Below are 15,310 nucleotides of genomic sequence, written 5' to 3' on the forward strand. Positions count from 1 at the left end.
CGGGCGTTCCGGTACCCTCTACCCCATGCTCAAAGACGCCTACTGTGGCGAACTCCGCCCCGTCCACGAAGGAACCACCGTCACCCTCGCCGGCTGGGTCCACCGACGCCGCGACCACGGCGGCCTCATCTTCATCGACCTTCGCGACACCTCCGGCATCGTCCAGGTCGTCTTCAACCCCGATACCCCGGATGCCCACACCGTGGCCCACCGCGCCCGCACCGAATGGGTCCTCCAGGTCCGCGGGCGCGTGGCCCGCCGTTCGCCTGCCACCGTCAACCCCAACCTCCCAACCGGCGAGGTCGAGGTCATCCCCGAGTCGTGCACCGTCCTCGCCGAGGCGCAAACCCCGCCCTTCTACATCAACGAACCGGCGGACGTCGATGAGCTCCTCCGCCTGAAGTACCGCTACCTCGACCTCCGCCGCCCGGAGGTAGCAAGCGTCATCAAGCTCCGCCACGAAGTCGTCCGCTTCATCCGCCAGTACCTCTCCGACCGCGGCTTCTACGAAATCGAAACCCCCACCCTCGTCAAGAGCACGCCTGAGGGCGCCCGCGACTTCCTCGTGCCGGCCCGCATCAAGCCCGGCACCTTCTTCGCCCTGCCCCAGTCGCCCCAGATCCTCAAGCAGCTGCTCATGGCCGCGGGTTTCGAGAAGTACTTCCAGATCGCCCGCTGCTACCGCGACGAGGACTTCCGCGCCAACCGCATCGCCGAGCACACCCAGCTCGACCTCGAGATGGCCTTCGTCGATGAAGACGACGTCATGGGCCTCATCGAGGACCTCTACGTGGAAATCCTCTCCCGCTTCGGCACCGCGAAGCTCCCCTCCCGCTCCATCCCCCGGCTCCAGTACGCCGACTGCATCGAGCGCTACGGCATCGACCGCCCAGACCTTCGCTACGGCCTCGAATTCATCGACATCACTGAGCCCCTGCGGGGAACCTCCTTCCAGGTCTTCGCCGGCGCCATCCAGTCCGGCGGCCAGGTCAAGGCCATCTGCGTGCCGGGCAAGGCCGACTTCACCCGCCGCGAGATCGACGAACTGACCGCGATCGCCCGCGGCGCTGGGGCCAAAGGCCTCGCCTACATCGGGTTCACCCCCGGCGAACTCCGCTCGCCCATCGCTCGCTTCCTCAGCGAAGAGGAGCTGGCCGCCATCCGCGCCCTGACCGGCGCTCGCGATGGCGACATGCTCCTCATCGTCGCCGATTCCCAGGCGGTCGTGGCCCGCGCCCTCCACGAAGTCCGCGAGGAACTGGGCACCCGCCTCAACCTCAAGGACCCCTCGGTTTACCGCATGGCCTGGGTCCAGGGCTTCCCGCTGCTGGAGTGGCGCCCCGAGGAGAACCGCTGGGACGCCACCCACAACCCCTTCTCCGGCTTCCTCCCCGAGCATGAGCCGCTCCTCGATACCGACCCGGGCGCGGTCATCGCCCGCCAGTACGACCTCATCCTCAACGGGGTCGAAATCGGCGGCGGCTCTATCCGTATCAACCAGCGGCGCCACCAGGAGAAGGTCTTCTCGCTCATGGGCTACTCCCCCGAGGAGCAGCAGGAGCGCTTCGGCGTCATCCTCGATGCCCTCGAGTACGGCGTGCCGCCCGAGGGCGGCGTCGGCATGGGCATCGACCGCCTCCTGATGTCCCTCGTCGGCACCGAAAACATCCGCGACGTCATCGCCTTCCCCAAGGCCTCCTCGGGCACCGACCCCCTCATGGGCGCACCCTCGCCGGTCGACTCGAAACAGCTCGAGGAGCTCGGCATCCGCGTCATCGCCCCGGCGCCGTAAAGCCCCCTTTTCGCACGCCCGTAAGCGAAAGCATCCAATCACGGCCCGGCGCCGTGTACCCTGTTAGACCATCAGCGGCGCGGCCCCGCCTGCGGGGACGCGCTGTCGCTGTTCACTCGCATCGCCGGGAGCCCGCCCCATGTCGAACCGCATGCTCGCCCTGATGATGGGGCTCGTCGCATTCCTCATCCTCGCCGTCGGCGTCGTCTTCGTGATCGCCCTCGCGGGCGGCGGCGACGACGAAGCAGCGCCTGCCTCCCCCGGCTCGAATGACCAGCAAAACCCCTCACGAACCGGCGGCGGCATCTGCTCCGGCAACTCGCTCATCGTCCCGGGCTCCCAGCCGAACACCGTCCTCGACCCTATCCAGGTCGTCGATGTCTCCACCAGCGAGTATGTCGTCGAGATCTTCGGCGGTCTGGTGACCCTCGACCGCGACCTCAACGTCGTGGGCGATATCGCCCAGGACTGGGAGGTTTCGAACGGCGGCAGGACCTACACCTTCCGCCTGCGCGATAACGTCGTCTTCCACACCGGCAACCAGCGCCGCGTCACCGCCGAGGACGTCAAATACTCCATCGAACGCGCCGCCGACCCCGCCAACGCCTCCCCCACCGTCGTGGCCTACCTCGGCAACATCGTCGGGCTGAAAGACCGCTTCCAGGGCCGCGCGCCGTCCGTTTCCGGCGTCAAGGTCATCGATGAGCGCACCGTCCAGATCGACCTCATCGAACCTTCCGACTACTTTATCTTCGAGCTGACCTACCCGGTCTCCTTCGTCGTCGACCGCCAGCAAATCGAAGCTGACCCCCGCAACTGGACCCGCAATCCCAACGGTACCGGCCCCTTCCGCCTCGCCGAGTTCAAGCCTGCCGAGCGCATCCGCCTCGTCAAAAATCCCCGCTACCATCTCGGCGCCCCGAAGCTCGATGAGGTCATCTTCGAACTCGGCGGCGGCTCGCTCCTCACCCGCTACGAAAACGACGAAATCCACATCACCCCGTTGCCTGCCTCCCTGCTCGATTCGGTCAAGGACGGCTCCAGCCCGCTCGCAAAAGACTATCGCTCCGTCCCCTCCCTCGCGACCTTCTACTTCACCCTCAACCCCAACAAGCCGCCCTTCGATGATCCGAAGGTTCGCCAGGCCTTCGCCCTCTCCATCGACCGCGAAACCATCAACACCGTCCTCCTCTTCGACTACTACGAGGTCGCCCGCGGCATCGTGCCCGGGCCGATGCCCGGCCGCAGCGACTCCGTCCGCACCCACCCCTACGACCCGGATCGTGCGAAGCAGCTGCTGGCTGAGTCCAAGTACGCCAACGCCATGCCGCGCATCGTCCTCACCTTCCCCGGCGCCGGCGCAACCCCCGGCGACCTCCTCGTCGCCATCCAGGAGAACTGGCAAAACGTCCTCGGCGTGACCGTCGAGCTGCAGGCCGTCGATACCGCCGCCTTCCTGCGCGAACAGCGCCAGGGCAACTTCCAGATCCAGAGCGACGGCTGGTCGGCCGACTACCCCGACCCCGAAAACTTCCTCGGCAAGCTCTTCGCCAGCGATAGCCCCCTGAACTACACGAAGTACAACAACCCCGAGGTCGATGCCCTCCTCAAGCAGGCCCGCACTGAGACCGACCGCACCCGCCGCTATGCCCTCTACGCCCAGGCCGAGCAGAAGATCCTCGACGATGCCTCCATCATCCCGACCTTCTGGTCCGTCGAGCACTTCCTCGTGAAGCCCTGCGTCCAGGGCCTGCCCGATGCGCCCATGACAATCCCGCGCTACCGCTACGTCGAAATTAAGGAGCCATAAATGGCCCCCGGGCTCACCGGCTACATCGTTCGCCGGTTGCTCTGGTCCATCCCCGTCCTCTTCATCATCTCGGTCGTCGTCTTCTACATGCTCCGCCTCGCCCCCGGCGACCCGGTCGATTCCCTTCTCGGCCAGCGCTACCAGGAGCAGGAGGCGCAGCTCATTCGCCAAAAGTACGGGTACGACCAGCCCATCCTCATCCAGTACGTCAAGTACATTCGCAACCTCCTCCAGGGCGACCTCGGGGTCTCCACCCGCCACCAGTCCTTCACCGTCTCCGAAATCATCATCCCGAAGATCTGGGTCTCCACACGCCTGGGCCTCATCGCCCTCGCCATCAGCTTCTTCCTCGGGATCTCGGCGGGCATCTATGCCGCCCTCGCCCGCGGCACCTTCCTCGACCCCCTCACCATCTCGTTCTGGCTGGCCATCGATGCCATCCCGATATTTGTCGCCGTCCCCTTCCTCCAGTGGCTCTTCGCCCTCAAGCTCGACCTCGTCGGCCTCGGCTGGCAGGGGTTCACCAGCCCCAACATCATCCTCCCCATCCTCATCCTCTCCCTGCCGGGCACCGCCGGCATCGCACGCTTCGTGCGCGCCTCCGTCATCTCCGTCATGCGCGAAGACTACGTGCGAACCGCCCGCGCCAAGGGCCTCCCTGAGCGCATCGTCGTCTTCCGCCACATCGCGCGAAACGCGCTGCTCCCCCTCATCACCATCATCGGACTCTCCCTTCCCGGGGTAGCCGGGGGCTCGCTCATTGTCGAACAGCTCTTCGGCATCCCCGGGATCGGCGCCGAAAGCTTCGAAGCGGTCCTTGCCCCCGATTTCGACGTCATCCTCGCACTCGTCCTCTTCGGCTCGTTCCTCTTCGTCATCGCCAACATCCTGATCGATATCCTCTACGCCGTCATCGACCCGCGCATCCGCCTGGGGGCCGTCCGCGGATGAGCGCCGCCGCTGCCGCCGAACCGATTCCCCTCGAAGTCGGCTTGCCGACGCCGCGGCGCCGCTTCCTCCGCCAGCTCCTGCGCAAGCGGCTGGCCGTCCTCGCCATCGTCTACCTCGCCATCTTCTACACCTGCGGCATCTTCGCCCCGCTCATCGCACCCCACGACCCGTACCAGCAGAACCTCGTTCCCGGCGCCACCCGCCAGGGGCCTTCCGCCGAGCACTGGCTCGGCACCGACGCCCTCGGCCGCGACCTCGCCAGCCGGGTCATCTATGCCGCCCGCACCACGGTCATCTTCACCGTGGTCGTGCTCATCAGCGGCAGCCTCGTCCTTGGCCTTGGGCTTGGCCTGCTCGCTGGCTACCGCGGCGGCTGGGTCGATACCCTCATAATGCGCACCGGCGAAGTTCTCGCCGGCCTCCCCACCCTGCTCCTCATGCTCGCCATCACTGCTGCCTTCCGCACCCGCCTCAACGACATCGCCTTCTGGCTGCAGGACAACACCCCGCTGGGCACCGATGCCCGCACCTTCGTGAAGTTCGCCATCATCGTCTTCGCCACCGTCCCCTTCGCCTGGATCGGCACCAGCCGCATCGTCCGCTCGCAGGCCCTCGCCATCCGCGAAGAGACCTACGTCCTCGCCGCCGAAGCCATGGGAGCCTCCACCTGGCGCATCATCACCCGCCACATCCTCCCCGGCGTCCTCCCGCTCTTCGTGGTCGGCGTCTCGGCCGGGATGGGCGCCACCGCCGGCGCCGAGGTCACCCTTTCCTTCCTCGGCCTCGGCATCGACCCCCCAACGGCCAGCTTCGGCTCGCTCATCGCTGCCGGCGCCGGTCCCCAGACGCTCGAGCGCTACCCCCATCTTCTCCTCGCGCCCGCCATCCCGGTCACCCTCTTCTTCTTCGCCTGGAACCTGCTCGGCGACGCGCTGGTCGACCTCCTCGAGCCGCGAACCCAGCTCACTCGCTGACCATGCTCAGCCGTCATCGTCGCGACACCCTGCGGGCCGGCCCCGGGCCTGCCGTTTGCTATACTCGAATCACGGAGGAATACACACGCCCGTGAAGGTCACCCTTGAGCGGCTCCCCCAGAGCCGCGTCCAGCTCCAGATTGAAGTCGACCCCGACCGCCTCGAACGGTCGCTCGATGCCGCCTACCGCCGCATCGCCCGCCGCAACCGCTTCCCCGGCTTCCGCCCCGGCAAAGTGCCCCGCGCCATCGTCGAGCGCACCTACGGCCGCGAAGGGCTCATCCGCGAGGCGCTCGATACCCTCGTTCCTGACGCCTACAACGAAGCCCTCGAGGCGGAAGACGTCCCCGCCATCGGCCAGCCCGAGCTCGCCATCGAGTCGCTCGAACCGCTCCGCTTCACCGCCACCGTCCCCGTTCGCCCCACCGTCGAGCTGAACGACTACCGCTCCATCCGCGTCGAACCGGAAAACGTCGAAGTCACCCCAGAGATGGTCGAAGAGCAGCTCCAGCTGCTTCGCCGCCGCCACGCCACCCACGTCCCGGTCGACCGTCCCGCCGCCTGGAACGACATCCTCATCGCCGACGTCGCCGCCACCGCCGACGGGGAAGAATTCCTCCGCGATGAACGCGCCGAGTTCCAGCTCCGCGAGGGTGAAACCCTCTTCGTCCAGGGGCTCGCCGAGGCATTCCTCGGGCTCGAAAAGGGCAAATCCCGCACGTTCGACCTCATCTTCCCCGAGGACTTCCGCGTCGAATCCCTGCGCGGCAAGACCGCCACGTTCACCATCAACCTCCACGAAGTCAAAGAGGAGCAGCTCCCCGCTCTCGACGACGAATTCGCCCAGTCCATCAACGCCGAGGAATTCCCGACCCTCGAAGCGCTCAGGCAGCGCATCGAGGCTGACCTCCGCCGCAGCCTCGAGGAGGCCGCCGAGAACCGCTTCCGCGCCGCCGCCGTCGATAAACTCGTCGAAATCGCCACCCTCGATTACCCGGACCTGCTCGTCGAACACGAAATCGACCACCTCATCCGCGACGCCCTCGGCAACGACCGCCAGCAGTACCTCACCTACCTGAACACCATCGGCCGTTCCGAGCGGGAATTCCGCGAAACCTGGCGCGAGGCCGCTGAGACCCGCGTGCGCCGCTCCCTCGTCCTCGAGGCCCTCGCCGAGGCTGAAGGGATTGATGTTTCGGCCGATGAAATCAATCAGGAACTCGACGCGCTCCTCGCGCCGATGGGCGAAGATGCCGAACGGTTCCGCCAGATGTTCGCCACCGAAGAGGGCATCGCCACCATCCGCAGGAATCTCCTTTCGCGGAAAACCCTCGAACGCCTCAGCGCCATCGCCCGGGGCGAACTCCAGGAGGAACAGGCATGAGCACCGAAGCGCCCCGCATCCACCCCCTCATCTACGACGTCATCCCCACGGTCATCGAATCCGGCCCGCGCTCCGAGCGCGCCTTCGATATCTTCTCCCTCCTCCTCAAGGAGCGGATCGTCTTCCTCGGCACGCCAATCGATGACCAGATCGCGAACCTGATCGTCGCCCAGCTCCTCTACCTCCAGCGCGAAGACCCCGAGCGCGATATCTCGCTCTACATCCACTCCCCCGGCGGCGTCATCACCGCCGGCCTGGCCATTTACGACACCATGCAGCTGATCGAGCCGGACGTCTCCACCATCGCCGTCGGCCAGACCGCCTCCATGGCCACCGTCCTCCTCTGCGCCGGCGCGAAGGGCAAGCGCTACGCCCTGCCCAACGCTACCGTCCACATGCACCAGGCCCTGGGCGGCGCGCGCGGTCAGGCCGCTGATATCGAGATCGCCGCCAAGGAAATCCTGCGCAACAACGAAATCATCCGGAACATCATCGCCAAGCACACCGGCCAGCCCGTCGAACGCGTCACCCGCGACTTCGACCGCGACTTCTACCTCGACGCCGAAGGCGCCAAAGAATACGGCTTCGTCGACGAGTTGCTCCGTCCAGCAGTGGACGCCAAATAACCGGAGGGGACCGCACCGCCTTGGCCACCAACCGAACGACCCGCGTCCAGTACCACTGTTCCTTCTGCGGCAAAAGCCAGGACCAGGTCCGCCGCCTCATCGCCGGCCCCGGTGCCGTCTACATCTGCGACGAGTGCGTCGACCTCTGCCGCGAAATCATCGACGAAGAAAACGGTACCCAGGACCGGGCCGCCGGCTCCCGCCAGGGCGGCTTCAGCGCCCAGAACGTTCCCCCACCCCGCGCCATCTACGAACACCTCAACGAGTACGTCATCGGCCAGGAGCAAGCCAAGAAAGTCCTCTCCGTCGCCGTCTATAACCACTACAAGCGCATCGGCCACAACGCCGACAGCGATATCGAGCTCGAAAAGTCCAACATCCTCCTCGTCGGCCCGACCGGCGTCGGCAAGACCTACCTCGCCAAGACGCTCGCCAAGTTCCTCGACGTCCCCTTCTCCATCGCCGATGCCACCGCCCTCACCGAAGCCGGCTACGTCGGCGAGGACGTTGAGAACATCCTCCTGCACCTCATCCAGGCCGCCGACTTCGACATCCAGAAGGCCGAGCGCGGCATCATCTACATCGACGAAATCGACAAGATCGCGCGCAAGGGCGATAACCCGTCCATTACCCGCGACGTCTCCGGTGAAGGCGTCCAGCAGGCCCTCCTGAAGATCATCGAAGGCTGCATCGCCAACGTCCCGCCGCAGGGCGGCCGCAAGCACCCCCACCAGGATTTCCTCCAGATCAACACCTCGAACATCCTCTTCATCTGCGGCGGCGCCTTTGAAGGCCTCGAAAACCACATCGAGAAGCGCCTCACCCGCGACCACGTCCGCCTCGGGTTCCAGGCCCAGCGCAGCTTCCGCGGCCAGAAGCGCCGCGACGAGCTGATGATGCACGTCACCCACGACGACTTGCTCGAATTCGGCCTGATCCCCGAATTCGTTGGCCGCCTCCCCATGGTCGTCGGTCTCCAGTCCCTCGACGAGAACGCGCTCGTCCGCATCCTCACCGAGCCGAAGAACGCCCTCGTCAAACAGTACCAGCGCTACTTCGCCATGGACGGCGTCGAGCTCGTCTTCACCGACGACGCCCTCAAAGCCATCGCTGACCTCGCCATCAAGTACAAGACTGGCGCCCGCGGCCTCCGCACCGTCCTCGAAGAAACCCTCATGGACGTCATGTATGAGATCCCCGGCCGCACCGACATCCAGAAGTGCGTCGTGAACGCCGATTGCGTCATCAACAAGACCCGGCCCCTCCTTCTCACCCGGGGCGGCCAGGCCGTCGACCTCTCCAGCTCGCCCGCCAGCGCACGCGAACCAGCCTGACCCGCCCCGCCACCGCCGGGAGGCGCCCATGCTGACGCGCATCGATCGCATCGAGCTCGTTGTCCACGACGGGGCCACTGCCGCGCAGCGCTTCGCCGCGCTCTTCGGTGCCACGACCCTCTCCGAGGACGCAAGCTCCCGCCTCGGAGCCCGGCGCACTACCCTCCAGGCCGGCTCATCGCTCGTCGAACTGCTCGAGCCGGCCGCCGATGGCCCCGTCCGCGCCTTCGCCGACCGCTGGGGCCAGGGCCTGTTTGGCGTTGGCTTCGCCACACCGTCCATCGACGCCATGTCAGCCCGCCTTCGTACCCTCCGCGTCCCGTTCACCGTCGAGTACGGCCTCATCTACGTCGATGAAGCCCCGTACGGGCTCAACGCCGTCATCGCCCAGGACGTCGAACGCCCGCCTGTCGGAGATATCCGCTCCATCTACGAGGTCACCAACCCGGTGTCCGATTGGCGCGCCGCCGCCGACTACTACACCCGCGTCTTCGGCCTCGACCCCTCCCGCTTCTGCCCGATCCGCAGCGAGCTCTACGGCTACGAAGGCACCCTCACCCTCTTCGACCCGCCCAATCGCCTGGACCGCATCGAAATCACCCGGACCTTCGGCGGCGGGGCCATGGACCGCTTCTTCCAGAAGCGCGGCCCCTCCCTGTACATGTGTTATCTCGAAACCGATGACGTCCCGCTCCTCGAAGCCCGCCTCCAGGACCTGGGGCTCCGCTACGCGCCCGGCGAGGGCCGCCCGCCGGGGACCAACATCTTCATCCACCCGTCCTCCCTCTTCGGGGTGCTGGTTGGCGTCTCGAAGACCAATTTCGCCTGGCTCTGGAGCGGCCGCCCCGAGCTTTCCGGTGCCCCGCCCGGCACCCCCATGATCCACTAGGTCCGGAGCTGCGTAGATGCGCCGAATGTTCGCCGTGGCCGGGCTGCTCGCACTCATCGCTGCCCTCTCGCGCCGCTACACCCGCGTGGAAGTCTCAGGGGTGAGCATGTCCCCCGCGTTCGCCCCCGGCGATTTCCTGCTGGTCGACCGCCGCGCCTACCGCCTCCACCCGCCGCGCCCCGGCGACGTCGTCGTCGCCCACGACCCGCGCGATTTCGACCGCCTGCTCGTCAAGCGCGTCGCGCGCGTCCACGCCGATGGCGCGCTCGACCTCCGCGGCGATGCACCGGAAACCAGCACCGATAGCCGCCAGTTCGGTCCCGTTCCCCCATACCTCGTGGAAGGCCGCGTCGTCGCCCGCTACTGGCCGCGGCCCTCGCTGGCCAGGCGCTCCAGCACCAGGGCATCGGTCGGGAACGCCAGCGGCGGTGGCTCCGCCGGGTCGAACCACCCCAGCTCGCTCAACTCCCCGTCCCGCAGATAGAGTTCACCCCCAACGATTCGCCCGGTGAACCAGATGCCGACCGTCAGCCGGTCGGGGTCGTGGAAGTTGCTGTGCACCTCGTACACCCCGAGCAGGTCCACCTCCAGCCCCGTCTCCTCCGCGAACTCCCGCCGGGCGGCCGCGCGCACGTCCTCGCCCCATTCCACCCGCCCGCAGGGAATGCACCACAGCCCGGCGCGCCGTCCCCCTGCCCTGCGCCCCAGCAGGACACGCCCTGAGGCGTCACGCAGGATGACCGCGACCCCGACCCCGGGGTACAGCGTGAAGCGCCAGCCGCACGCCGCGCATCTGCCGCCAGCCGCCCCCGGCTCAGCCTCCCAGCGTCCGCCGCAGCGGGGGCAGCAACGCCAGTCCAGCGGGTTGTCGCCTGCCGCGCTCACGGCCCCGGCAGCGAGCCGGCCTCGCGCAGCAGGCAGAACCGGAAGAGCGCCCGCATCGACCGTTCCACCGCGGCCGCGACGTCCGGATCGGCGGGCTCCGGCCCTTTGCCCCAGTGCTCCGCGGCCCGCGAAACCACGACATCAGGCGCCACGGCGAGCCCGCCGATGTGCCGCATCACCCGCGTGACGTCGGTCCCGCCCGGCTCGGCCGAACCGCCTGCGATCGCAATCACCGCGAACGGCTTGCCCCCCGCCTCGGGCGCATCGATGAAGTCCAGCGCGTTCTTGAGCCCGCCGGGCATCGCCCCGTGATACGACGGCACCGCAATCACGAAGCCGTCGGCCCGCCGGCACGCCTCCCGCCACGCCGCGACACTCGGCGGGTAAGCGTCATCCGGCCGCCCATCGAGCAGCGTCAGCCCGCCGATGTCGAACGTCTCGCATGCTGCCCCCTCGGCGCGCAGCAGCCCAAGCGCGTACTGCAGCGCCCGGTCGGCTGTGCTCCCGGCCCGGAGGCTCCCATTGACTCCCAGGATGCGCACCATGGCCGCCAGCCTACCCGGCCCCGCGCAAACGCGCGAACCCCCGCTACACTGCCGCCATGCCCCGTATCGTCGTCGTTGGCTCCCTCATGATGGACCTCGTGGTCCGCGCGCCGCGCCCCGCGCTTCCCGGCGAATCGCTCATCGGGCGCAGTTTCGCCACCTTTACCGGCGGAAAGGGCGCCAACCAGGCCATCGCTGCGGCACGCCTTGGCGCCGATGTGTCCCTCGTCGGTGCCGTCGGCAACGACGCCTTCGGGGAGGAGCTCCTGCGCGCCGCCAGCGCGGATGCCGTCGATACCTCGCACGTCGTGCGCCTGCCCGTACACGGCACCGGCGTTGCCATCCCTGTCGTGTTCGATGACGGCACCAACCTCATTTACGCGCTTCCCCGCGCCAATCTCGCCCTCCCCGTGTCGGCCGTTGAAGCTGCTGCCAACCTCATCGCCGCGGCCGATGCCCTCCTCGTCCAGTTCGAAGTTGCCCCCGAGGCGACGCTCGCCGCCCTGCGGATCGCCCGGCGTGCTGCTGTCCGAACCATCCTCAACCCCGCGCCCGTCGCGCCGCACCCGCAGGAGGTATTTACCCTCGCCGATGTCCTCGTGCCAAACGAGGTCGAAGCCGCCCTGCTCAGCGGCGTCGCCGGGGACGACCCTCCAGCGCAGGCCCGCGCGCTCCTCCGCCTCGGGCCGGGGGCCGTCATCATCACCCTCGGGGAACGGGGCGCCTTCCTCGCGACCCGCGGCCTCGAACAGGCGATTCCCGTGCCGGCAGTCGAGGCTGTCGACACGGTCGGCGCCGGGGATGCCTTCTGTGGCGCGCTCGCCGTTCGCCTCGCCCTCGGTGACGACCTTGCTGCGGCGGTTCGCTACGCCTGCGTCGCCGGCGCGCTGGCCTGCACCCGCCCCGGTGCGGCGCCCTCGCTCCCAACCGCCGACGGGGTGGCCTCGCTCCTCCAGGGATGACCGCGGAACCTTTGCCCTCGGCGAAGCGTTTCGGTTGATAGTGCCGATCGCGAAGCCGATACTGGGAGCGCGCCCCGGGGTTTCACGCTTGAGCCTCCTGCAACGGTTCTGCCCCATCTGCGACCGCGCCTTCGAGCCCGGCGAAGCTGTCCTTCGCTGCACGGGCTGCGGCGTGCTGCACCACCCGGGTTGCTGGGTCACCAACGGCGGCTGCGCGACCTCCCAGCCCCACAACTCCTCCCCGCAGGCCCTCGCCTACGATTCCGGCGCCTCCTCCGCCGGCGCCCCGGCGCCCCACCCCGGCGAGGGAACCCGCGTCGCGCATCCGCCGCCCGCCGAGGAACCTGCCGCTGCCGAGGCGGAGCCTCCTCCGCCTCGCTTTATCCACCGCGAACTCCCGCCCGAGGTCGCTCCACCCATCGGCAGCGGCCCGCCAAGGCGCTACCAGCCCCCGCGCGAGGACCCCCTCCCCCGCAAGCCGCTCCCGCGCATCTACCAGCGCCATCGCATCTTTGCCTACTGGTACGTGCCGGTTGCCGTCCTGCTCGCCGTGGCCGCCGCGGCAGGCGTCATCTTCGCCGCCGAGCGCCTGACCGGCAGCGATGCGCCCGCATCCCCCGTCAGCCCCACGCCGGCGCCCGCTGCAACAGCTACCCCGCCGACCTTCACGACGCCCGCGCCCTCTCCTTCCCCAACAGCGCCGTCGGCCTCACCTTCGCCCGCCGCCACTACCGGTCCCGGCCGGTTTTCCGCCGGCCAGCGGCTCGTCGTTACCGGCACCGGCGATTGCCTCAACGTTCGCGTTGCCCCCGGCACCGAAAACGACGCCATCGTCTGCCTCAAGGACGGTTCCGAGGTGACCGTCACGGGCGGACCGCAGCAGGCCGGCAATTTCACGTGGTGGAAAGTCCAAACGAACCTGGGTGAAGGATGGGCGGTCGAAAATTACCTCACCCCAAAACCCTGATCATGCCGGTCGTGCTTGCGGTAGCCGCCGTCGTCGCGGCCGCCTGTGCCTGCGGAGGGCCCGCCGACGCCGTGCCAACTCCCATGCCGTCGGTCCCGCCCGATACGCCGACACCGGCGCTCTCTCCCACCCCGAGCCCCACCCCCGACCCCCTCGGACCACCCCCCGCGGATGTCGCAGCCGCTCGCGCCGCTCTCCACCGCAACCCCGGCATGGTTCGCTCGTGCAGCCCGGCGCTCGCCGAACGCTGGAATGCGGCCTGCATCAGCGCCGACATCGACGGCGACCTCATTCCCGATACCGCCCTCCTCGTCCCGCTCGCCACGTCGACCGCGCCCGCGCCGAACCCCGGCGTCATCTTTGTCGAACTGAGCACCCGGCCCGGCCTCGAGGCCCTCTCGCCGCCCGCCGCAGCCGATGTCTCCATCCTCGGGCGCGCCGTCTTCACCATCGCCGACCGCGATGGTCTCCCACGCCCGGAAGTCTCCTTCCTCGAAAACCTCTGCACCGCTTCCCGCTGCACCAGCCTCGTCCGCATCTACTCGTGGGATGGCTCGGCCTGGCGCGACCTCGGCCCGGCCGACGCCGGCATCGAAAGCATCGACCGCGTCGCCCTCGAAGGTTCCGGTCCCGCCACGGCCATCGTCATCCATCGCAGCGCCTCAAGCAGCCTCGCCGCCGGTCCGGGACGCGCCGGCACCTTCCGCTATACCCTCAGCAACGGCCGTTACACCGCCCTCGAGGTGATCCTCGACCCGCCGAACTTCCTGTTCCACGCCATCCTCGATGCCGACGACCACTTTCGACGCGGCCAGTGGGAGGAGGCCATCGAGGCGTACACCGCCGCCGTCGAAAACCCCGCTCTGCGCGACTGGAAGGCCGAAAACGGCCGCGGCGAATCCCGCAACGCCCTGGTTGCCTATGCCCTCTTCCGCATCGCCGTCGCCGCAGCAGCTTCAGGCAGCGACCCCAACCCCGCCCTCGACCGGGTCATCCGCGAGGCCAGCGAGCCCGTCTTCGTCAACGCCGCCGAGGCGTTTCGCAAAGGGTACCAGGACCGCATGGGCGTCGCGGGCGGCTGCCTCGAGGCGACCCGCTACCTCGCGACGACCGGCCCGGGCGTCGATACCCCGGCCTACATCCAGCGCATCTTCGACCACGGCTACGCAAACCCGCAGTACACCTTCCGCGATATCTGCCCGCTCTAGGCAATCTCAGGAAGGGGCCAGCTGCCGCCGCAGGTTCGCCATCTCGATCGCCGCCTGGGCCGCCTCCTCGCCCTTGTGCCCATCCTTGCCCCCCGCCCGCGAGAGCGCCTGCTCCACCGTATCGGTGGTCAGTACGCCGAAAATCACCGGCACGCCGGTCTCCATCGCGACCTCGCGAATGCCCTCGGCGGCGCCGCCAGCGACGTACTCGAAGTGCGCCGTCTCCCCGCGAATTACCGCCCCGAGGCAGATCACGGAGTCGAACTGACCGGAGCTCGCTGCCCATTTCGCCGCCGTCGGGATTTCGAACGCCCCGGGGACCCAGGCTACGGTCACATCCCCATCGGCCACGCCGCGCTCCCGGAGCATCCGCTCCGCGCCCTCCAGCAGCTTGCGCGTCACGAACTCGTTCCAGCGCGAGACCACCAGGCAAACGCGCAACCCGGCGCCGTCGAGCGACCCCTCGAGGACCCGGCTCACGTGCCCGGCTCCACGACCAGCGATTCGAGCCCGTCCAGCAGGTGGCCCATCCGCTGCCGCTTCGTATCCAGGTAGCGGATGTTGTGCGGGTTGGGCGTCGTGAGAATCGGCACCCGCTCCACCACCTCCAGCCCGTACGCCTCGAGCCCGGCCCGCTTCGCCGGGTTGTTCGTAATCAGCCGCATCTTGCTCACGCCAATATCCCGCAAGATCTGCATCCCGATGCCGTAGTCCCGCCGGTCAGCCGGGAACCCCAGCGCCAGGTTCGCATCGACCGTATCGAGCCCCCGGTCCTGCAGTTCGTAGGTGCGCAGCTTGTTGTGCAGGCCGATCCCGCGGCCTTCCTGCCGCATGTACAGGAACACCCCGCCCTGCTCGCCGATCATCCGCAGCGCGGCTTCCTTCTGCTCGCCGCAGTCGCAGCGCATCGAACCGAAGACGTCGCCGGTCACGCACTGGTCGTGCACCCGCACCAGCGTCGGCACATCGGGGTCGATGGGCCC

Annotated in this window: 15 protein-coding genes and 1 pseudogene; 12 read left to right on the forward strand and 4 right to left on the reverse strand. The window is 68.2% G+C overall.

Annotated features, from left to right (window positions below):
- The first annotated feature begins 25 nt into the window (after nt 1–25).
- From aspS to VAE46_RS13515, 9 genes and pseudogenes are all read left to right on the forward strand, one after another.
- Nucleotides 26–1,792 (forward strand): aspartate--tRNA ligase, encoded by a 1,767-nt coding sequence (aspS, locus tag VAE46_RS02110; protein WP_322795254.1) that lies wholly within the window; start codon nt 26–28, stop codon nt 1,790–1,792.
- Between the two features lie 139 nt (nt 1,793–1,931).
- Nucleotides 1,932–3,602, forward strand: coding sequence for a peptide ABC transporter substrate-binding protein (locus VAE46_RS02115; RefSeq protein WP_322795255.1), 1,671 nt, complete (start codon nt 1,932–1,934; stop codon nt 3,600–3,602).
- Nucleotides 3,603–4,553, forward strand: a complete 951-nt coding sequence (locus tag VAE46_RS02120; protein WP_322795256.1) for an ABC transporter permease — start codon at nt 3,603–3,605, stop codon at nt 4,551–4,553.
- Nucleotides 4,550–5,527, forward strand: a complete 978-nt coding sequence (locus VAE46_RS02125; RefSeq protein WP_322795257.1) for an ABC transporter permease — start codon at nt 4,550–4,552, stop codon at nt 5,525–5,527. The genes VAE46_RS02120 and VAE46_RS02125 overlap by 4 nt, the downstream gene beginning before the upstream one ends.
- Before the next feature lie 91 nt (nt 5,528–5,618).
- Nucleotides 5,619–6,911, forward strand: a complete 1,293-nt coding sequence (tig, locus tag VAE46_RS02130) for a trigger factor (RefSeq protein WP_322795258.1) — start codon at nt 5,619–5,621, stop codon at nt 6,909–6,911.
- Nucleotides 6,908–7,537 (forward strand): ATP-dependent Clp protease proteolytic subunit, encoded by a 630-nt coding sequence (locus VAE46_RS02135; RefSeq protein WP_322795259.1) that lies wholly within the window; start codon nt 6,908–6,910, stop codon nt 7,535–7,537. Before tig ends, VAE46_RS02135 begins: the two co-directional genes overlap by 4 nt.
- A gap of 20 nt (nt 7,538–7,557) precedes the next feature.
- Entirely contained in the window at nt 7,558–8,871 is a 1,314-nt protein-coding gene (gene clpX, locus VAE46_RS02140; protein WP_322795260.1) for an ATP-dependent Clp protease ATP-binding subunit ClpX, read from the forward strand.
- Nucleotides 8,872–8,899: 28 nt separating this feature from the next.
- Nucleotides 8,900–9,760 (forward strand): VOC family protein, encoded by an 861-nt coding sequence (locus VAE46_RS02145; RefSeq protein WP_322795261.1) that lies wholly within the window; start codon nt 8,900–8,902, stop codon nt 9,758–9,760.
- Between the two features lie 25 nt (nt 9,761–9,785).
- Nucleotides 9,786–10,055: pseudogene (locus VAE46_RS13515) on the forward strand (S26 family signal peptidase); the annotation flags it as partial.
- 65 nt (nt 10,056–10,120) lie between these two features.
- On the opposite strand, the gene VAE46_RS02155 reads toward VAE46_RS13515, so the two are convergent.
- Both VAE46_RS02155 and VAE46_RS02160 read right to left on the reverse strand, forming a co-directional pair.
- A complete protein-coding gene (locus tag VAE46_RS02155; RefSeq protein ID WP_322795263.1) occupies nt 10,121–10,645 on the reverse strand; it encodes an NUDIX hydrolase in 525 nt (174 codons plus the stop codon).
- Entirely contained in the window at nt 10,642–11,190 is a 549-nt protein-coding gene (locus VAE46_RS02160; RefSeq protein ID WP_322795264.1) for an NADPH-dependent FMN reductase, read from the reverse strand. The genes VAE46_RS02155 and VAE46_RS02160 overlap by 4 nt, the downstream gene beginning before the upstream one ends.
- Before the next feature lie 56 nt (nt 11,191–11,246).
- Here VAE46_RS02160 and VAE46_RS02165 point away from each other — a divergent pair, with 56 nt between their 5' ends.
- From VAE46_RS02165 to VAE46_RS02175, 3 genes are all read left to right on the forward strand, one after another.
- Complete coding sequence (locus VAE46_RS02165; RefSeq protein ID WP_322795265.1) at nt 11,247–12,152, forward strand: ribokinase; 906 nt, start codon at nt 11,247–11,249, stop codon at nt 12,150–12,152.
- Nucleotides 12,153–12,240: 88 nt separating this feature from the next.
- Nucleotides 12,241–13,119, forward strand: coding sequence for an RING finger protein (locus tag VAE46_RS02170; RefSeq protein ID WP_322795266.1), 879 nt, complete (start codon nt 12,241–12,243; stop codon nt 13,117–13,119).
- Nucleotides 13,120–13,121: 2 nt separating this feature from the next.
- The gene (locus tag VAE46_RS02175) at nt 13,122–14,327 is read left to right on the forward strand and encodes a hypothetical protein (protein ID WP_322795267.1); all 1,206 of its coding nucleotides are present in this window, start codon (nt 13,122–13,124) and stop codon (nt 14,325–14,327) included.
- Between the two features lie 6 nt (nt 14,328–14,333).
- Here VAE46_RS02175 and ribH read toward each other — a convergent pair whose 3' ends face one another.
- Both ribH and ribA read right to left on the reverse strand, forming a co-directional pair.
- On the reverse strand, nt 14,334–14,807 hold the full coding sequence (gene ribH, locus VAE46_RS02180) for a 6,7-dimethyl-8-ribityllumazine synthase (protein WP_322795268.1): 474 nt from the start codon (nt 14,805–14,807) through the stop codon (nt 14,334–14,336).
- On the reverse strand, nt 14,804–15,310 hold a 507-nt coding region (gene ribA, locus VAE46_RS02185), incomplete at its 5' end, for a GTP cyclohydrolase II (RefSeq protein ID WP_322795269.1). The genes ribA and ribH, both read right to left, overlap by 4 nt.

The organism is Tepidiforma sp. (assembly GCF_034433535.1).
GTDB lineage: Bacteria > Chloroflexota > Dehalococcoidia > Tepidiformales > Tepidiformaceae > Tepidiforma.